Source organism: Paenibacillus sp. FSL P2-0121 (genome assembly GCF_037975345.1).
Classification (GTDB): Bacteria; Bacillota; Bacilli; order Paenibacillales; family Paenibacillaceae; genus Paenibacillus_AQ; species Paenibacillus_AQ odorifer.
Window position 1 is genome coordinate 2,490,491 of record NZ_CP150245.1, and the last position, 18,220, is coordinate 2,508,710.

The 18,220-nt window shown below is 46.1% G+C and carries 19 protein-coding genes; 15 read left to right on the forward strand and 4 right to left on the reverse strand.

Translation table 11 applies throughout. The features are described from left to right. Window positions 1-79: 79 nt before the first annotated feature. The 8 genes from MKY54_RS10805 (at window position 80) to MKY54_RS10840 (ending at window position 5,471) form a co-directional block, all read left to right on the forward strand. Complete coding sequence (locus MKY54_RS10805; protein WP_076184344.1) at window positions 80-520, forward strand: HepT-like ribonuclease domain-containing protein; 441 nt, start codon at window positions 80-82, stop codon at window positions 518-520. 58 nt (window positions 521-578) lie between these two features. Beyond that, window positions 579-1,244 carry a metalloregulator ArsR/SmtB family transcription factor gene (locus MKY54_RS10810; RefSeq protein ID WP_076184345.1) on the forward strand — a complete coding sequence of 222 codons (666 nt, stop codon included), beginning with the start codon at window positions 579-581 and terminating at the stop codon, window positions 1,242-1,244. Window positions 1,245-1,344: 100 nt separating this feature from the next. Continuing rightward, window positions 1,345-1,824: a YtxH domain-containing protein gene (locus MKY54_RS10815; protein WP_339190447.1), complete on the forward strand. Its 480-nt coding sequence runs from the start codon at window positions 1,345-1,347 to the stop codon at window positions 1,822-1,824. Between the two features lie 255 nt (window positions 1,825-2,079). Next, window positions 2,080-2,886 carry a glutamate racemase gene (gene racE, locus MKY54_RS10820; RefSeq protein WP_339191165.1) on the forward strand — a complete coding sequence of 269 codons (807 nt, stop codon included), beginning with the start codon at window positions 2,080-2,082 and terminating at the stop codon, window positions 2,884-2,886. A 306-nt stretch (window positions 2,887-3,192) separates the two neighbouring features. Then, entirely contained in the window at window positions 3,193-4,401 is a 1,209-nt protein-coding gene (locus MKY54_RS10825) for a M14 family metallopeptidase (RefSeq protein WP_339190448.1), read from the forward strand. Window positions 4,402-4,511: 110 nt separating this feature from the next. Then, entirely contained in the window at window positions 4,512-4,766 is a 255-nt protein-coding gene (locus tag MKY54_RS10830) for a hypothetical protein (RefSeq protein ID WP_076125091.1), read from the forward strand. 121 nt (window positions 4,767-4,887) lie between these two features. Continuing rightward, window positions 4,888-5,190, forward strand: a complete 303-nt coding sequence (locus tag MKY54_RS10835; protein ID WP_036689223.1) for a heme biosynthesis protein HemY — start codon at window positions 4,888-4,890, stop codon at window positions 5,188-5,190. A gap of 41 nt (window positions 5,191-5,231) precedes the next feature. Beyond that, entirely contained in the window at window positions 5,232-5,471 is a 240-nt protein-coding gene (locus MKY54_RS10840) for a DUF1450 domain-containing protein (RefSeq protein ID WP_036689224.1), read from the forward strand. Window positions 5,472-5,484: 13 nt separating this feature from the next. Here the strand turns inward: MKY54_RS10840 and MKY54_RS10845 are convergent, their stop codons facing one another. The 3 genes from MKY54_RS10845 to MKY54_RS10855 all read right to left on the reverse strand — a co-directional run bounded on the left by MKY54_RS10845 (window position 5,485) and on the right by MKY54_RS10855 (window position 9,452). Next, window positions 5,485-5,649, reverse strand: coding sequence for a hypothetical protein (locus tag MKY54_RS10845; protein WP_175617317.1), 165 nt, complete (start codon window positions 5,647-5,649; stop codon window positions 5,485-5,487). 418 nt (window positions 5,650-6,067) lie between these two features. Continuing rightward, window positions 6,068-8,107: an LTA synthase family protein gene (locus tag MKY54_RS10850; RefSeq protein WP_339190449.1), complete on the reverse strand. Its 2,040-nt coding sequence runs from the start codon at window positions 8,105-8,107 to the stop codon at window positions 6,068-6,070. A gap of 205 nt (window positions 8,108-8,312) precedes the next feature. After that, window positions 8,313-9,452 carry a class I SAM-dependent RNA methyltransferase gene (locus MKY54_RS10855; protein WP_036689227.1) on the reverse strand — a complete coding sequence of 380 codons (1,140 nt, stop codon included), beginning with the start codon at window positions 9,450-9,452 and terminating at the stop codon, window positions 8,313-8,315. 202 nt (window positions 9,453-9,654) lie between these two features. On the opposite strand from MKY54_RS10855, the gene MKY54_RS10860 reads away from it, so the two are divergent. After that, on the forward strand, window positions 9,655-10,284 hold the full coding sequence (locus tag MKY54_RS10860; protein WP_076191324.1) for an O-methyltransferase: 630 nt from the start codon (window positions 9,655-9,657) through the stop codon (window positions 10,282-10,284). Window positions 10,285-10,288: 4 nt separating this feature from the next. Here MKY54_RS10860 and MKY54_RS10865 read toward each other — a convergent pair whose 3' ends face one another. Beyond that, window positions 10,289-11,509 (reverse strand): MFS transporter, encoded by a 1,221-nt coding sequence (locus MKY54_RS10865; protein WP_038569803.1) that lies wholly within the window; start codon window positions 11,507-11,509, stop codon window positions 10,289-10,291. Window positions 11,510-11,740: 231 nt separating this feature from the next. Here MKY54_RS10865 and hemE point away from each other — a divergent pair, with 231 nt between their 5' ends. The 6 genes from hemE (at window position 11,741) to MKY54_RS10895 (ending at window position 18,207) form a co-directional block, all read left to right on the forward strand. After that, the gene (gene hemE, locus MKY54_RS10870) at window positions 11,741-12,802 is read left to right on the forward strand and encodes a uroporphyrinogen decarboxylase (RefSeq protein WP_339190451.1); all 1,062 of its coding nucleotides are present in this window, start codon (window positions 11,741-11,743) and stop codon (window positions 12,800-12,802) included. A 54-nt stretch (window positions 12,803-12,856) separates the two neighbouring features. Next, window positions 12,857-13,813: a ferrochelatase gene (hemH, locus tag MKY54_RS10875; protein ID WP_076191329.1), complete on the forward strand. Its 957-nt coding sequence runs from the start codon at window positions 12,857-12,859 to the stop codon at window positions 13,811-13,813. Then, window positions 13,810-15,234, forward strand: coding sequence for a protoporphyrinogen oxidase (gene hemG / locus MKY54_RS10880; RefSeq protein ID WP_339190452.1), 1,425 nt, complete (start codon window positions 13,810-13,812; stop codon window positions 15,232-15,234). The genes hemH and hemG overlap by 4 nt, the downstream gene beginning before the upstream one ends. 162 nt (window positions 15,235-15,396) lie before the next feature. Then, window positions 15,397-16,794, forward strand: a complete 1,398-nt coding sequence (locus tag MKY54_RS10885) for a CapA family protein (protein ID WP_339190454.1) — start codon at window positions 15,397-15,399, stop codon at window positions 16,792-16,794. Between the two features lie 18 nt (window positions 16,795-16,812). Further along, on the forward strand, window positions 16,813-17,547 hold the full coding sequence (locus MKY54_RS10890) for a glycerophosphodiester phosphodiesterase family protein (protein ID WP_256718962.1): 735 nt from the start codon (window positions 16,813-16,815) through the stop codon (window positions 17,545-17,547). 36 nt (window positions 17,548-17,583) lie between these two features. After that, the gene (locus MKY54_RS10895; protein WP_036689251.1) at window positions 17,584-18,207 is read left to right on the forward strand and encodes a fumarylacetoacetate hydrolase family protein; all 624 of its coding nucleotides are present in this window, start codon (window positions 17,584-17,586) and stop codon (window positions 18,205-18,207) included. The last annotated feature ends 13 nt before the right edge of the window (window positions 18,208-18,220 follow it).

The window sequence follows — 18,220 nt, forward strand, 5'->3', positions numbered from 1 at the left end:
CTGGCTGAAACGCCGTGGCAAACGCGGTAAGTAGAGATTAGGACGGTTCTCTAACAATTATCGACATGGGGGTATTGCTGTGTATTATGTCAACCGCAATCAAATCGAAACCATTCTTGCTCAAATCCCTGATATTACCGCTGGTCTTCGGACTGTAGCAGCTTCCTGGGATGGTACAACATTAACTGGACTAATACAGGAACGCTGCCTCCATCTGGCAATAGAGGTTGTAACAGACGTTGGTAGCTGTCTCATTGACGGGTTTATTATGCGTGATGCTGGAAGTTATGAGGATATAATTTCTATTATTCATGAAGAGAAAGTGCTAGGTCAAAGTGAAATTTATGAGAGATTGATAGAATTAGTTGCTCTGCGTAAGCCACTCGTTCAGGATTATTATGCCTGGGAGAGAGGTGATCTGCATCCACTTACCCCCATTCTTTCGGAAGTACTTGAGCAGTTTGCCGTTGAGGTACGGAAATATTTGGACCAGGAGCTTGGAGCCAGCGTACCGCTATAATAGCATAGGGTAGAATCACATAGAATAGGCGATAGCCGTGAAAGAGAGGGGTTCCTTTATGATGAAGATGGGGCAGGAAAACGGATCGACAAGACAAATGATTATGACGCTCCTGAAGACGAAAGGAACACTGACCATCGGCGCGCTGGCAGAAGAATTGGGAATTACAGAGATGGGTGTCCGTCGTCATGTGCTTCAGCTGGAGCAAGAAGGGCTTGCAAAGACAAAAGTGGTCCGGCAAGCGATGGGGCGGCCTTTACATATGTACTCATTAACGGAGAGAGCCGAAGAATATTTCCCGAAAAGTTATCACAACTTGGCTTTGGAGCTTCTGCGTGAATTGGATTACGGCAGTGGACTGGATGCTGTTAATACATTATTTGAAGGACGCCGCCGCCGAATGCTCGCTCAGTATGCTCCGATGATGGAACGGCGGAATTTGGAAGAACGCGTCGCCGAATTATCTTCCATCCAAAATGCCGGTGGATATATGGCAGAATGGAACCGCGAAGAGGATGGCTCATATGTCATAAAGGAGTACAATTGCCCGATTCGCCAAGTGGCTACCCAGTATCGTAAGGCTTGCCAATGTGAGCATAGTCTTTTCGAAGAACTGCTGGATGCTAAGGTAACACGTAATGAATGTATGGCAGAGGGCGGACATTGCTGCCGCTACGCTATCGTACCCAAAAATGTTACAGACAAAACTTCTGAAAAGTTATAATAATTAGTCACAAGACAATCCCCTGCTGCTTATGATATAGCAGATATAGGCATTAGCCCGGTAGAGCGGGGAGCAATGAATTTAAAGGAGAGATGAAACGATGAAAAAGGACACCAAAGGCTTATTATGGGGCGCTTTAGTCGGCAGTGTGGTTGGATCGGTGACAGCATTGCTGTTCGCACCTAAACCAGGTAAAGAGCTGCGCAAGGATATTGCGGAAGGAACTGCCGCTGGTATTGAGAAGGTTCAAGAAATTGCCGTTCAAGCCGGAGACAAGAGCATTGAGATTTATGACAAAGCAAAAGATTCGATTGGGCATGTAGTGCATGAAGTTCGGGAATGGAGCAAATCATGTGCGAATGCTGTTGATGAAGAAGAAAAAATCACAGTAACTGTAAGCGGTATTGCTACAGAAGATGCTGTAGAAGCAGTTGACGCTGTAGAAGCTGTTGAAGAGGCTGCTGCCACTTTGGAAATGGAAACTGAGTTGGTTGAGGCCACTATAAGTGAAGATGTAAGCAAAGAAGTTAGCCTGGAAGAAGTCGTTCAAGATGACAAGGTTGATAAAGAAATTCTATAATGGGACCGTGGTTTAAATCCTCTGTTTCAGTGGTAAAAGAGTACTCATTCTCTTATAATAGAGCCGCTTTTTCGCATTGGGCGGAGGGTGGCTTTTTTAATTAGTTTGCACCCGCTTGTTAAATGATGGAAGAAGACTAGTCTTGAACTAAGAGGGCAAAAGGAGTAATATCTGCAATTGGGGCTGAAAGCCAGGTACATTTTGTTTTCACCTTACATAAGCTACACAAAACAAGTAGAAGGAAGCGGTGTGTTCGTGCAGCAAGCTATAGCAATATTAGACTCAGGTGTGGGAGGGTTAACAGTTGTCAAAGAAGTGATGAGGCAACTCCCGCGGGAGAAGATCATTTATTTCGGAGATACTGCCCGAGCTCCGTACGGACCCCGTTCGACCGAGGAAGTACAACTGTTTACTGAACAAATTGTAGATTATTTGATCCAGTTTAATCCTAAAATGATCGTTATCGCTTGTAATACCGCAACAGCTGCGGCACTCGATTATATCTCAGCCAAGGTCTCCATCCCTGTAATTGGGGTGATTCATCCCGGAGCACGCGCAGCAATTAGCGCAACCAAAAGCGGACATGTCGGCGTGATCGGTACGGTAGGAACCATCAACAGCGGAGCTTATACTAACGCATTAAAGCAGTTGTCCCCTTATGTTGAGGTTGTAAGTCAAGCCTGTCCAGCGCTTGTCCCACTTGTCGAGCAAGGCAAGTTCCGCTCAGAGAAAAGTTACGATATCGTAGAAGAGGCACTAGAAGGCATTAAAGACACTAACATCGATACTTTAATTTTAGGATGCACTCATTATCCATTTCTTGTAGAACCCATTGGTGAGACTATGGGATCAGGAGTCAAGCTGATCAGTTCTGCAGATGAGACCGCTCGTGAGATCAGCACAATTTTATATGACAAAGGCAAGCTGTCCATCGGCGATGAAAGTCCAATTCATCAGTTCTTCTGCAGCGGTGATGCTGAGATGTTTCAAAGCATCGCGCGAGACTGGCTTGGAGAACAAATTAGACGTACTCCAGTAGTGTGGCAAGTATCCACGTTATAAGCAGGAGCAATGTTGAATTGAATAGGGACAAACTCCATGGGAGTGTAAAAAGAAAAACAGACTGGGAAAGCACATTTCCCAGTCTGTTTTTTTGAAATATAAGCATTTATACGCTGCGGAACTGTAATATCCTTATTTTCATGAGAAATGGTTGCCATCTATAAAGGGCGATGACGTTGTTTTTTCTTGTGATTCATTTCTCCTTCATGCAGGGTAGTGGCGCTTGCATACAATAGAGTTAAGTGCTGTATGCCGCTGTTTTTGTATTGCTGTATCAGCAATTTAAGGCCGAGAGGATGAGACCTAATGCGACAATATATTGCAAACAGGGGAGATACCGTAAGCCGAATTGCCGCTCTACATGGATTAACTCCTGAGCATGTTATTCAAGGTAATCCATGGGTTGGGAGGCAGTCTTATTTATACCCAGGCCAGGTTTTATTTCTGCCATCTTCGCCGCGTAAAAGGTATGCTGTGCAGGAAGGGGACACTCCAGAACGGATAACCTCATTATTTAATGTGAATTTAGAGGATTTGGAGAAGCTTAATCCTGGGGTGACCTCAGGGCGCTGCTGTACACCTGGAAAAATACTTGTCATTCCACCCCCGATTCCAGACCGCGTGGTGTTTCTGCGCGGGGAGTACGGTCCGGCTGATGTTGAGAGTGACATTGACGGCTTGCTTGTCCAATACCCGTTTATACAAGCAGCCACAATAGGCACGAGCGTACTCGGCAAGCCACTCCATGTACTCAAGATCGGGAACGGCCCTCGTCATCTGCATGTTAACGCCGCTTTGCATGCCAATGAATGGCTGACTTCACCATGCTTGATGTCCTTCATAGAGGAGTATGCAGCAGCTTATGCTGAAGGCTTGGAATGGAATGGACATAACCCTGAGGTTTGGTTCCAAAACTGGACATTATGGGTCGTGCCTATGGCTAATCCAGATGGTGTGGAGCTGGTTCAGGAAGGGGTTTTGCCTGACCATCCGTTTTATGATGACCTCATGAGATGGAATGGTGGACGAAGCAGCTTCCGGCATTGGAAAGCTAACATCCGCGGTGTGGATCTTGGGGATCAATTTCCCGCTCATTGGGAAGAGGAGCGGGAACGTCGGGGAGTAAGGCAGCCCTCACCTCGGGATTACAGCGGCCCTGAGCCGCTGAGTGAGCCTGAAGCAGCTGCTCTGGCAGCCCTGGCTGAGGAAGCGCCTGGCGAAGCTGCAGTGTCTCTGCATAGCCAAGGAGGAGAGATTTATTGGAACTACCGCGGGTATGAGCCTCCCGAGAGCCGTGAATTAGCCGCGCAGCTGGCAGTTGCGAGCAGTTACCGGGCAGTGGAGCTGACGGGAAGTGATGCCGGATATAAGGATTGGTTTATTCAGACCTTCCGCAAACCTGGATTTACTGTGGAGCTTGGGATTGGCAAAAATCCGCTGCCACTAGCAGATTTTGAAGATATGACCCTGGAAACAGGACTTATATTAGCAACGCTCCTTTCCAATGTGAAATAATTATGAAACATTTGCAGTAAACTTGCGTAAAATAAACCATAGGGTATGGCCGCTGTCGTCACTACACGTTATCCGCGGCTGTATCCTTTTTACTTGGGAGGAGGGTCACCATGAAACTGAAAAAAATACTGTCACTAAAACAATGGTCCCATATCTTCAGTAGCTCCTGGCAATACATCCGCTCCCCTAAAGTAGCAATGGGGGACAAGCTGTTATTTACAATTCCAGTACTGCTCTATTGGGTCTTGCCGGACTTCATGCCATTTATTCCGATCGATGATATTGGAGTGACCATGCTGCTAATGGGCTGGTTCGTGTCACGAATGGGCCGGAAATATCCTACCCTTCAGCAGGGTGAAGGATAGCACCGCACATTTTCGACAAGAACTTCAGAGCTAATTAGCCAATATAGTTGCTTTTAGATGTCATTTACCTTTAAAATAAGTAATTGAGTATTTAATTTTCGGACTAGGAGATGGAATATAGATGAAGGTCAAAATTACCCGTAATGCGGCTAAAGTGATAAAGAAACAAATGGAGCTGGAAGGAAACAGTGAGTTGAAGCTGCGCGTAGCAATTACACATGCACACGGTGATCATGCTCACTACGGACTGGACTTGGACACGCCTAAAGAGAACGATGTTGTAGTATCGACAGATAAGGAAATCGATGTTATTCTTGATCCGAGCCAACCACTCCTTGATGGCGTGGTCGTTGATTATTTGTATCTTCCACAAGAAGGTTTTGTCATTACGAATCCCTCTAAAGGTAATCACGGCGATCACTAAACACTCGCCTGTAAATTTCGAACACAAAGAAGGGTTGCTCCATGGCTAACGAAATACAAGTGTGCGATGAATGTAATTTCATGAAGTTGAAAAGTATTATCCCAAAGCTGCAAAAAATGGCACCTGATGCCGAGATCAAGGTCGGCTGCAAGTCGTACTGCGGTCCATGTGGCAAACGGGCTTTTGTTTATGTGAATGGTCGTTATGTGAGTGCTCCAACGGAGGATGAAGTGTTGAAGAAAGCGGAAGCTTTTATCAAACAGCCCTCCGTTCAGAAATAATACTGAGTTCTTATCAACTAAGATAATAGGGTCGATCCCTCTTCATTCTCAGAATAAGTAAAAGTAAACAGAGCAGCGATTCTCCTGTTAATTTGGAGGATCGCTGCTCTGCGTTTTCTGGCCATTGACGGCTTACTTCAATCGTGCCCATCATCCCATCATTTCTCCGTCTCATCATCTCATCGTCCCACCATCTCACCGTCTCATCGAGCCCACCATCTCACCGTCTCATCGAGCCCACCATCCTATCATTCAACCATCACACAGGCGTTACGGACTCAGATGACGTTATTTGCCTGTTTTTAGCCTTTAAAGCAAGATTTCGGACCCCAGTGACGCTATTCCTTAAAAAGAGGCTCATATCGGCGTTTTCTAGGCTAATAGCTGCTCTGGAGTCCGTTAGCATTCCAAATCTCGGATAATGCTGCGTTTAGGGTCAGCTGTGTCCGTTAGTGAGATACTTTACGTATCTAAGTCGGAAAACCAAACGTGCTTCCAACAACGATCAAGTGGTAAATGTCCAACATAGAGAGGATATCGCAGCAGCCCTTTTCGATAGTTTTTTGGGCAGTCTCTTCGTTTACCCGGATGTAAGCTTAAGGTGCAGATTGTGTGTTCTTGAGCTTCTTGATTCCATCATATTTCATGATATCGTCGGAGATCTGTAGGCGGAGCTTGCTGGTCTCATACCCGATGCTGCACTCCCCTACGTCAACGGCTTCCCGGCTTTCGAGACTATAACAGGTTCCGCTGGCAAATTGCCCATTTTCGCTGGGGAGATAAGAAAGCTTTGCATCGGCATAGGCACCGGATCGCAGCGTTACAAGACGCTCATGCCGGCTAAACAGATTATTGCCCATGAGATAATAAGGATCACGTGAGATCCCCAGCAAATGGAGCAAGGAAGGTGTAAGATCCAACTGACCAGCTGGAGCTGAATCTAGGACAGAGGCGTTAGAGCCTGGCAGATGAATGAGCAAGGGTACCTGATGCATTATTTGCTGCATATCGAGTGCGCTAAGGCTTTTGCCGAGAAATTGTTCGTAATAAGAGGTCTCCTGGATCGAATTATCATGATCTCCATAGAAAGCAACAATGGTATTATCCCACAGCCCACGCTGCTTCATCTCTTTGACCATTTCCCCTAAAGCTTCATCCGTATAGTGAACAGCCTGCAAATAATCTCCGAAGATCGTGCCCTTGAACTCTCCAGTATCAAGCCCTTGTTTATCTGCAGGGAGAGAATAAGGATGATGGCTGGATAGTGTAGTCAAAAATGAATAAAAAGGCTGCTTTATCGTTTCTGAAGTGTCCATAATATCGAGGGATTGCCGCAAAAAGGATTTGTCACCCAGAGACCAGCCTAGAGGTTCGTCTATTGTATAGTCTTTTTTGTTATAAAAATGGTCATAACCCATCGCGTTATACATAATCTGCCGATTCCAGAAGCTGCCTTCGTACGCATGAAAAGCATTGGTACTGTAGCCCTTTGATTTCAAAATAGCAGGCAGCGTGTCAAACTGATGATCCGGGTAACGGACAAATACCGAGCCGGAGACCAGCGGGTACAGGGAAGCGTTGGACGTGAAATCCGCATCGGAAGTTCGTCCTTGTGAGGTCTGATGGTAGTAATTGCTGAAATAGGTGTTTTCTTTGATTAGAGCGTTCAGATTAGGCGTGATCTCCTGGCCGGATATTGAGCGTCCAACTACAAAGTTCATAAAAGCTTCAGCTTGAATAATAACGATGTTGCTTCCGCTGTATTTTCCAAAGCTGTCATTATTGGCATTTTGCTCAGTGTTTTGTTCATTGAACCAGAGCTGCATTGAGGTGGCTTCTTCTTGCGAAAGCTCGGGCTGCGGACCTAGATGATCTTTAGCATATAAGTAAATATCATAACCGTGAAAACCGATTAGTCCGGTTACGTTATACATCGCCAGACTCCACCAGTTGCCAGTGAATAGATCTTTAGCCCAGGTAGTAGCGTAGGTGTGGATAGGGCCAAAGGTCAGCGCGCAACCTAGCGCCAGAGCAACGATGCCATTCACGCTTCTTTTTAGCATCCTGCTCAGGCGTGAAGAGCGGCGGGAATAACCGTTTTGAGAATAAGAGTGAGATTGCCCATAACGGCGAGGGGCGGCATTAGACAAGTATGTATGGGTTTTCCGGTGGTATAACCCTATTCCGATTCCATAGGCAATAAGCAAAAGCCAGTCAGCAAACAAATAAAGATCGGAAGGACGCAGTAGGGCGAAGATACTTCCACCAAGCGCATCCATCTGTCCAGCCTGAAACAATACAGGTACCGTGATAAAATCCTGAAAATAACGATAGTAGACGATATCCGAATAAATAAGCAGTGTCAGAAGCAAGTTTATACTTAACAACGCTATCGTCTGTCCCCGGCGGGGAAGCCACAGAGTCCAAAAAGACAATAACATGACTGAACCTACAGCAATCCATTTGTCCTGCCGGTTCATATCTATATTGGGAGCATGCAGCCCACTATGCAGAAATAATAACTTGGCCAGCATGATGCCAAGAAAAAGGAGATAACCGATATATCGGGAGCGAATCACAGCAGCTATTGTACTTGTTACGGTTCTGTTGCTCCGAATTGATGGAAAGTCAGACATTATAAAACCTCCTAACACAGAAAATAATTAAAACCAGAATAAACAATGTTGTTGTCTTTTTCAGATGATAAACGTTTCTCATAGAAATATATGAGCGAAAAGTTATAGGCGCTAAACTAAAACAGTCTTATACTCGGAGAAAAACGGACATCCTCCTCATACGAGGTAGATGTCCGTTCTGCATTCAAAGCAATGGTGATCCTAATTATTTCGGATTTCTAGGTGGAAGTGGACCCAAGTATTGATAATATTGACACTCGATACGTCCGTTATACAGTTTGCGGCGTTTGTCTGCCTTACGACCGTAAAATTGTTCGAATTCCTTGTAAGGGCTGATCGCAAAAAATGACCATGTTGGCAGATATATCATCATTTCACCAAACTGGCGGGTCAGCTTCTCCACTTCTTTGTCATTACTGATCCGTTCCCCATATGGAGGGTTGGTAATGATACAACCATATTCTCCTTCAGGTCTTGCTTTGGCGGCAGCCATCACTTTGAAGGTGATTTCTCCGGACAGTCCAGCACTCTTGGCGGCAGCTTCAGCAATTTCAATCGCTTCTGGATCGATGTCCGTACCTGTTAATTGCAAAGGATAATCATCGCGCACCGCATCGAAAGCTTCTTCGCGCGCCTCTTCCCAAAGATGTTTGGGGATGACTGGCCAATGTTCAGATGGAAATGAGCGGCGTAGTCCTGGAGCAATATTCCAAGCGATCATGGCAGCTTCAATTAACAGTGTTCCCGAACCACAACATGGATCGAACAGGGGCCGATGGCCATTCCAGCGGCTAAGCTGGATTAGTGCAGCAGCCATTGTTTCCTTCAGCGGAGCCTCTGTTGCATGTCTGCGGTAACCCCGTTTGTGAAGCGCGGGTCCTGTGGTATCTAATGTGATCAAAGCGATGTCATTTAATAAAATCACTTCGATCACATATCGAGGACCGTTCTCCGGGAACCAGTCTGTATGATACGAAAGCTTCAGCTTCTCAACAATAGCTTTTTTGACAATCCCTTGGCAAGCGGGTACACTCGTTAGTTGTGATTTATGGGACCGTCCTTCAACCGGGAATTCTCCATTCTCTGGAATCCAGTCTTCCCAAGGCAACGCTTTAACCCCTTCGAATAACTCGTCAAAGGTTTTAGCAGGGAATTGGCCCATTTTAACCAATACACGGTCAGATGTACGCAGCCACAAGTTACAGCGACAGATATCGATGTAATCACCGCTGAATAATACTCGTCCGTTCTCGACCTTGGTCTCATAACCCAGTTCGTTTAATTCGCGCGCTACCACAGCTTCTAAACCCATAGGGGCAGTAGCGATTAATTGTAATTTGCTCAAATACTCTCAACTCCGTTTAACTTGTAGATAAATACAAAAAGCCAGTACAATAAGAAGAGACGGCATTGTCGTCCTTTAAAGCATCCATACAAGTATAGGGGAATGTGGGACACTTCACAATGCCCGGCATTCCATAAATCATAAAATGTTCCCCGTCATCCCTTACTATGAGCAAACGGGGGATCCTCAAAGGAGAATCTTTATGCTTACGCAAGAAGAATACAGTGAACAACTTTATACAGAGGACGAAATTCTGCTTCGAGTAAAAGAAGCAATCGTTCAAGCAGGCATGCCGCCGGTGTCTGTCGAGCCGGGGTACGGAAGACTGCTCACCATGCTAGTTAGACTGTCTCGCTCAAAGCGTATTTTGGAAATTGGCGCACTTGGCGGTTACAGCGGAATTTGCTTGTCCCGCGGTTTCTCTGAAAGTGGCACACTGACTTCGCTAGAGCTGAGAGCCGACTATGCTGAGCTTGCCCGACGTAATTTAGAGCTGGCAGGCTTCGGCGATACTACGGAGTATAGAATAGGACCCGCAATGGACAGCCTGAAGGCACTGGAAGCAGAGGGCGCTAGGTTCGATTTCTTTTTCATTGACGCAGATAAGTTGAACTACACTAACTACTTGGAATATGCCATCAAGCTGGCTAATCCAGGAGCGATCATTGCGGGTGATAATATTTTTCTCCGTGGACGGACCTTAAATACAGATAGAAATGGTCCTGCCATCCTGGCTGTGCGCCACTTCAATGAGATGATCGCTACGGATGAACGTCTTATCAGTACATGTCTGCCTGCCTATGATGGACTGGCACTAGCGATGGTCAAATAGCTGATTAGCGAAATAACCGCGGTGTTGTTACTTTGTACAGCTTCAATCGAACCCAAATCGTATTAACCAGCAGCAAGCAGCCGGATATAATGAAGAGCCCCTCAATTCCGATGTAACCTGATAGAAAGCCGCCCAAGATAGCTCCCAGCATATTGCCTAGCGCCAATGTACTGCTGTTGAAGCCGAATGCGCGGCTTTCTTTTCCGTCAGGGGTATAGGAGCGGATAAGCGCATTAACGCTGGGCAACAGTCCGCCCATGAAGACTCCCATTAGGAAACGGACTATAATCAGCTGCCAGACACTAGTTACGAATGCCTGCGGAATTAGGAAGAGTGAAGCGCCAATTAACGCATAGGTCAGAATACGATGTGCGCCGACTTTGTCACTTAGCTTCCCAAGCAAGGGAGAAGCCAGCATATTGGAGATCCCTGTAACGGCACTGACCATCCCGGCCAAGAAGGCTATATTCTCAGCGGGTCCATTTAATTTTTCTACATAAAGTGGCAACAAGGCCATAGGACTAATCATTGCAAATTGCAGCAGAAAGGTTACACCGAATAGAGCTGGAAGCTGAGGAATTTTGATTAATTCCTTCAAGCCTGCGAGTACAGAAACCTGTGGCTCTTGTGCGGCTTCGGCGCGGTCGAATTTTTCTTTAACAAGAAATAATGCCAGCAGAGAGGCGATAAAGAGCAAGGCTCCAACGACATAAAAAATCGGCCGAAATCCGATTAAATCGGCAAGTAAGCCACCAATCAGTGGCCCTAGAATTGTCCCTGCTACAGATCCTGATTGCATCAATCCCATGGAGAAGCCCATACGTTCTTTGGGGGTAGTACCTGACACCAGTGCGATGGAGGCGGGATTGAAGCCAGAGATTGTACCATTTAAGAGACGGAGCAGGAGCAGCTGTAAAGGGGATTGTGCGAAGCCCATTAATACCATGACAATAGCCATGCCAAAGCTGGAACGCAGCAACATGATTTTACGTCCATATTTGTCTGCAAGCTTGCCCCATAATGGCTGGAATATGAAAGAGGTTAAGAAGTTTGCGGCAAAAATAAGTCCCGCCCAGATTCCAATTTCATGTTCACCCTGGACACCAAGATCCTTCGCAAGGTACAAGGTCAGGAAGGGTGTAATCATTGTCATTCCAGCATTCACCAAAAATTGCCCGAACCAAAGCACTAAGAGGTTGACCTTCCAGGTCTCCCATTTCTTCATAGTGCTTTCACATCCTTTCAAAGAATTTCAGAGAATATATGATTCACGGAAAAAATGCCATTTTATCAGTATATCATTTTTTGCAGCTTCATGTGTGCAACACATGTCATAGTAATGTCATAGGATTGTCATTCCAAACTCTTCGTATTAGTTGTTACAAGCTTTTAAAAAGGGCATAATAGTAGATATGCCGATTAAAAAAATCTAATAAAATATAATGGAGATCTTATCATGACCTACAATGACACTTTTATCCGCGCCTGCAGAAAGCAGGACACGGAGCACGTTCCCGTATGGTACATGCGGCAGGCCGGCCGTTATGATCCCGAGTACCGTAAAATTAAGGAAAAGTATTCGTTGCTTGAAATCTGCAAGCAGCCTGAGCTGGCGGCAGAAGTAACCATGATGCCCGTTCGCAAGCTGGGTGTGGATGCGGCCATTTTGTATTCCGACATTATGAATCCAGTTGCTTCAATCGGAGTGAAATTCGATATCGTTAAGGATATCGGTCCAGTGATTGAGAATCCGATCCGTAGTGCAGCTGATGTGGAGAGACTAAAACCCATTGATGTGGAGGGTGATCTGAGCCACATTTTGGAAACGATTGCTATTCTGGATAAGGAACTGGACGTTCCTTTGATCACTTTTGCAGGCGCGCCGTTTACAATTGCCAGCTATTTGATCGAAGGTAGACCTTCCAAAGGATATATCCGTACGAAAGAGCTAATGTACAGTGAACCCCGTGTCTGGGAAATGCTGATGGACAAGCTGGGCGATATGATTATCACTTACCTCCGAAGTCATGTGCGGAGTGGAGGCAAAGCCTTCCAATTGTTCGACAGTTGGGTTGGTGCGCTTGCTCCACGCGATTTTGAAACATACGTGCTGCCGACGGTTTCTCGTATTTTTTCCGAATTATCTGATCTTGATGTACCTAAAATATACTTTCCTGGCGTAAGCTCTGGAGAATTGCTGCCAAGTCTTACGAAACTTCAAGCAGACGTAATCGGGCTGGATTGGCGAGTTAGCTTGACTGAAGGCCGACGCAGAATAGGCAATAAATTTGCGATTCAAGGAAATCTTGATCCATATTTGCTTACAGCTCCGATGGACCTCTTGAAAGAACGCGCGAAAGCACTGATCGATGAAGGTGTGCTTGAGCCAGGTTATATCTTCAATCTGGGCCATGGATTATTCCCGGAGGCCTCATTAGACAAACTTAGAGAATTGACGGAGTATATTCACACTTATTCTCAGGAAGTATTACAAGAAACGGCTAAGCAACGTTCGTAAAAATATAAGAATTTATATGTTCCACGCTATTAAATTGTAAAGGGGACGGAATCCGTGACAGTAAAAATAGGTGTTCTCGTCATGTCGTATGGCACTCCTAAGAGCCTAGAAGATGTTAAAGCTTATTACACGCATATTAGACGGGGGAATCCGCCAACAGCGGAGCAGCTTAAAGAGTTAACCGACCGTTATGAAGCAATCGTCGGGGGGGTATTCCCACTGCGGGAGAATACAGACCGGCAAGTAGAAGCTTTACAAGCAGCATTAAATGCGGATAAAGCGGGAGCGGATGTTGAATTTGTCTGCTATCAAGGCTTGAAGCATGCCAGTCCCTTTATTGAGGACGGCGTGGAGGCTATGGCGAAGGATGGCATTACTCAAGCAGTGGGTATTGTTTTGGCGCCACACTATTCCAGTATGAGTGTAGGGAGCTACATCAAGCGTGCGCAGGAAAAGGCTGATGCATGCAAGATTGACATGGGTTTTGTAGAGAGTTACCATATGCATCCTGAATTGATTGATGTGTTAAGCCAAAGAGTGTCGGCGAAGCTGGATCAATATATTGAAGCAGGCGCGACCCGTGATGAGATTCGCGTATTATTCAGCGCTCATAGTCTTCCAGAACGTATTCTGGCTATGGGTGATCCATATCGGGATCAGCTGCTGGAAACTTCGCAGGCAATTGCAGCTCAAGCAGGCATAACCAACTGGCAGTTTACTTGGCAAAGTGCTGGCCGCACAGCTGAACCGTGGCTTGGTCCAGATATTCTGGACACGCTGCAACAGCTTAGTAAAGAACAGGTGGAATACGTATTGGTGGCCCCTATCGGATTCGTATCCGATCATTTAGAGGTACTGTACGATCTCGATATTGAGGCAACAGCCGTAGCTGCAGAGCTTGATATGCGTCTTATGCGGATTGACTCACTGAATAGTGATCCCGCATATATGTCTGTATTGAGCGATGTAATTCGTAAACGACTGGAGCAGATGAAGGCCGCTCAATCATGATTGGCCCCACAAGAAAAATTGTTATCATAGGCGGAGGGCTGAGCGGACTCAGCGCCGCCTTTTATATTCGTAAATTTTATAAAGAAGCGGGTATTAAGCCTGATATTGTCTTGCTTGAGAAAGAGAAAAACCTCGGTGGAAAGATTGAAACCTTACATCGCGATGGTTTTGTGATTGAAAAGGGACCGGATTCATTTCTGGCGGAAAGGGCGGAGATGTGCGAGCTGGCTAAGGAACTGGAATTGGATCACGAGCTGGTATCCACTAACCCTCTTGCTAAGAAGCGATATATCTTGCAGCGGGACAAGCTTAATCCTTTGCCAAACGGTCTTGTACTCGGTATCCCTACCGAACTGAAACCTTTTTTATCAAGTGGGTTAGTTTCGTTTGGGGGTAAAATACGTGCGATGATGGATTTTATTCTTCCTCCGCGGCGTAATGATGAAGACGAATCGCTTGGTGAGCTTATTGAGCGCCGTCTAGGGTCTGAAGTGCTGGAGAACTTAACCGAGCCACTCCTCTCTGGCATGTACGCCGGAGATATACAAAAAATTAGCCTGCATGCTACTTTTCCGCAATTTGGACAATTAGAACAACAGTATGGCAGCCTTATTCGTGGAATGCGCACAGGGCGAAAGAATAAAAAGGTACAGGAAGGTACTACACAGAGTACCTTCCTGACGTTCCGCAAAGGGCTGCAAAGCCTCGTGCATAGTCTGATTTATGAGCTACATGATGTAGAACAACGGACGGAATCTAACGTAGTTTCTATTCAGGCTGTTGGGAGTCCTTCTATTTATGAGGTAGAGCTGGAGAATGGCGAACGGTTGCTTGCAGATGATGTATATATCACTACGCCTAACTTTTCGGCTGCTGACTTACTTCGTCCCCATATGGAGGTTACGGCGCTGGAAGCGGTGGATTATGTTTCAGTAGCGAATCTAGTCATGGCTTTTAACAAAAAGGATATTGTTAACGAATATGATGGATCAGGTTTTTTTGTGCCTCGTAAAGAAGGGCGAAATATTACTGCCTGCACATGGACATCTACGAAATGGCCGCATACGGCTCCTGATGATAAGGTGCTTTTGCGCTGTTATGTGGGTCGTTCTGGTGATGAACAGAATGTTCAGCTGCCTGATGAGGCTTTGACGGAGCTTGTGCTTAAAGATTTGCGAGAGATCATGGGCATTACTGCGAATCCAATATTTACGGAAATCACCCGCTTAGAGCATTCCATGCCTCAGTATCCTATAGGACATCTTGATAATATTACCGAATTCCGCAAAGAATTAGCGGCTTCGCTTCCTGGTGTGTATGTCATTGGCGCCGGATTTAATGGCATAGCAATGCCGGATTGCATCAAGCAGTCCAAGCTTATTGCGGAAAGCGTTGCTAAACAGCTAATGAATGAAATGTGAGTACGATGACTAAATAAAACAGTGAAGCGAAGCATGAGGCGCTTCACTGTTTTTCTTTAGTTAGTAAAATTTTCTATTTCTATCGACTCTCTTATTTGTAGGGTGCTGTGATAGATATGCTATAATAAAAACAATTTGAGAGTAGAGGAGATCACAGAAACCATGTATCCGCCGCGATCGCGTTCTAGACAAAAGAACAAACATAAGAGCAAACGCAAGCGCAGAACGGCCTGGGCTTGGATCAATGCAGGTCTTCTTTTGATGATTACCGTGTTATTGACTTATAGCTTTACGAATGACCCTGACAAGAAAAGCGCCACACCGCCTCCGGTAGCAGAAGCGACAGCTACGCCTATACCAGAGAGTAGTGATCAGCCTCAGACAGCACCTCCGGTGGTTGCAGTTGCAACGCCTGAAGCTACAGAGACGCCAAGCCCTTCTCCTACGGCAACTCCAGAGCCAACGCCTACAGCGCAGGAGGAGCCCGAAGAGATTATTGAAACACAAGCTCCTGAAGCGACAGCGACCCCTGCGAAGGATGAGGACAGCTCGGAAGCAGCAAATAATGATGCATTGTCTGGTCTGCCGTCAGATGATAACGCGTCTGGTAAGACGGTAACTTTGAATTTTGGTGGAGATGTTATATTTTCCGGGAAAGCTGGAGAACTGCTGGAGAAGAAAGGTTATGATTATTCGTATGCCGCATTGGAGGGTCTGTTCAAGAAAGATGATCTTACGATCTTGAATCTGGAAACTCCAGTGACCACAGGTGGCGTAAGTGCCACTAATAAGCAATTTGTATTCAAAGGATCACCACTCGCTCTGGATGCGCTTAAGTCAGCTGGTGTGGACGCAGTAAATATGGCGAATAATCACACGCTTGATCAAGGAGAGCAAGGCTTGCGGGATACCCTTAACCACCTTGCTGAAAGAGGAATTCCTTATGTGGGTGCGGGGCTTAACAGTAAAGAAGCATATTCGGCGCAATATTTTGAACGTAAAGGCATTAAGATCGCTTTGCTGGGATTCACCCGGGTGATTCCTGCGTCGGATTGGATGGCAGGAAAAAATAAGCCGGGGCTTGCCTCCGTATACGATAGTGCAGAGGGATTGAAGGCAATTGCTGCAGCCAAAAAGAAAGCCGATTTGGTGGTCGTAGTTGTCCATTGGGGTAAAGAACGGGTAGAACAATATGATAAAACGCAACAGTCACTGGGCCATAGCTTTATCGATGCAGGAGCCGATCTTGTCATTGGCGGCCATCCACACGTGCTGCAAGGCGTGGAGCCATACAAGGGCAAATGGATTGCCTACAGCACCGGGAATTTTATTTTTACGAGATCTACAGTGCCTGCCACTTGGGAAACTGCGGTTTTTCAGGCGGAATGTAGTGTAAAAGGTCAATGCTCCTTAAAGCTGAAGCCTATGAAAGCCGAGCTAGCACAGCCTGTGCCGATGAACGAAGTGGATGGAAAGCTTTTGTTAAAAAGAGTAGAAGCTCTATCCGCAGGACGGGTAAAGATCGGTAGCGACGGTAAAGTCACTCAAGTTACCAAATAGGGTTCCTGGGAGGTCCTTATGATGAACAATTTGTGTGTAGCCCATCGAGGGTTTTCCGGTAAAGCTCCAGAGAATACATTGGCAGCCATTCGGATGGCGATTGCCATGCCCTATGTGCACTGGATGGAAATTGATGTCCAGCTCTCCAAAGACGGCGTTCCTGTTGTCATTCATGATTATACGTTGGACCGGACGACCAATGGTCATGGCAAGGTGAAGAACATGGACTGGGAATATATCCGGCGTCTGGATGCGGGGAGTTGGAAAGGGCGTTCTTTTCAGGGCGAGCGGGTGCCTTCTTTGGAAGAGGTGCTGTCACTAGCCTCCGGAAGATTGCATCTGAATATTGAACTGAAAACAGTGGGAGATATGTATCCTGGCATTGAGAAGACGGTGACGGATCTTATTTCTGCAAAAGGTATGCGGGACGACGTGATCTTGACCTCTTTTGATACTGGAGCATTAAAAAAAGTCAAGGAAATTGATCCCCGTTTTCGCACCGGATTGATCTTTGATTCCAGATTTGGCAATCCTGCACGCAGGCTGCATGAACTGGATTGCTCTTTACTTTCGATTAGCTTCTCGCGTCTGAATCCTAGACTGGCTAAGCTTTTGTCCGAGCGTGGGGTGGAAATTATGGCTTGGACTGTGAACAAAGCGAAAGAGATGCGTCGCTTAGCCGACATGCATTCTGATATAATGATCTGTACAAACCGCCCGGATATATGGGGCGACACCTTTCTGAAGGTATAAATAATCCAAATCGATGGGAAAGAGAGCTGACTGTTTATGTGCGCTGCTGTTAATAATCTATATTGTGTTGGACGCAACTACAAGCTACACGCGGAGGAATTGGGTAACAATGTGCCCGTGGAGCCGCTCATCTTCATGAAGCCCTCACATGCGGCTGTTTCCCTCGATAAAGCAGTAATTAAGCTGCCAAAGGATGCGGGTCAGATTCATTATGAAGGTGAACTTGTACTGCGTATTGCACGTGATTATACACCAGGCATGAGCGTGGAGGATCTGGTAGATGTAATGGCACTGGGACTGGATTTCACGCTGCGTGATGTGCATAATGATCTGCAGAAGAAAGGTTTGCCGTGGACGCCAGCTAAAGGCTTTAAAAATGCCGCACCACTCACCCCTTACATAGCGTTTCCAGATAAGGAAGAGCTGGAGGGAACTGATTTTACAGTGGTGAAAAATGGGGTGGAAGTACAACGCGGCAATGTTAAAAACATGATTTTTTCACTTCAAAAAATTGTTGATTTTATCGCCGAGCGCTACGGGTTAGGGAAAGACGATGTGATATTTACAGGTACTCCGGCAGGCGTGGGTCCTACTGTAGCTGGCGACGCTTTCGAGCTGTACTGGGGCGACAAGCTGATGGGGACTTGCCTGATCGGTTAATAGATCTGTTGGA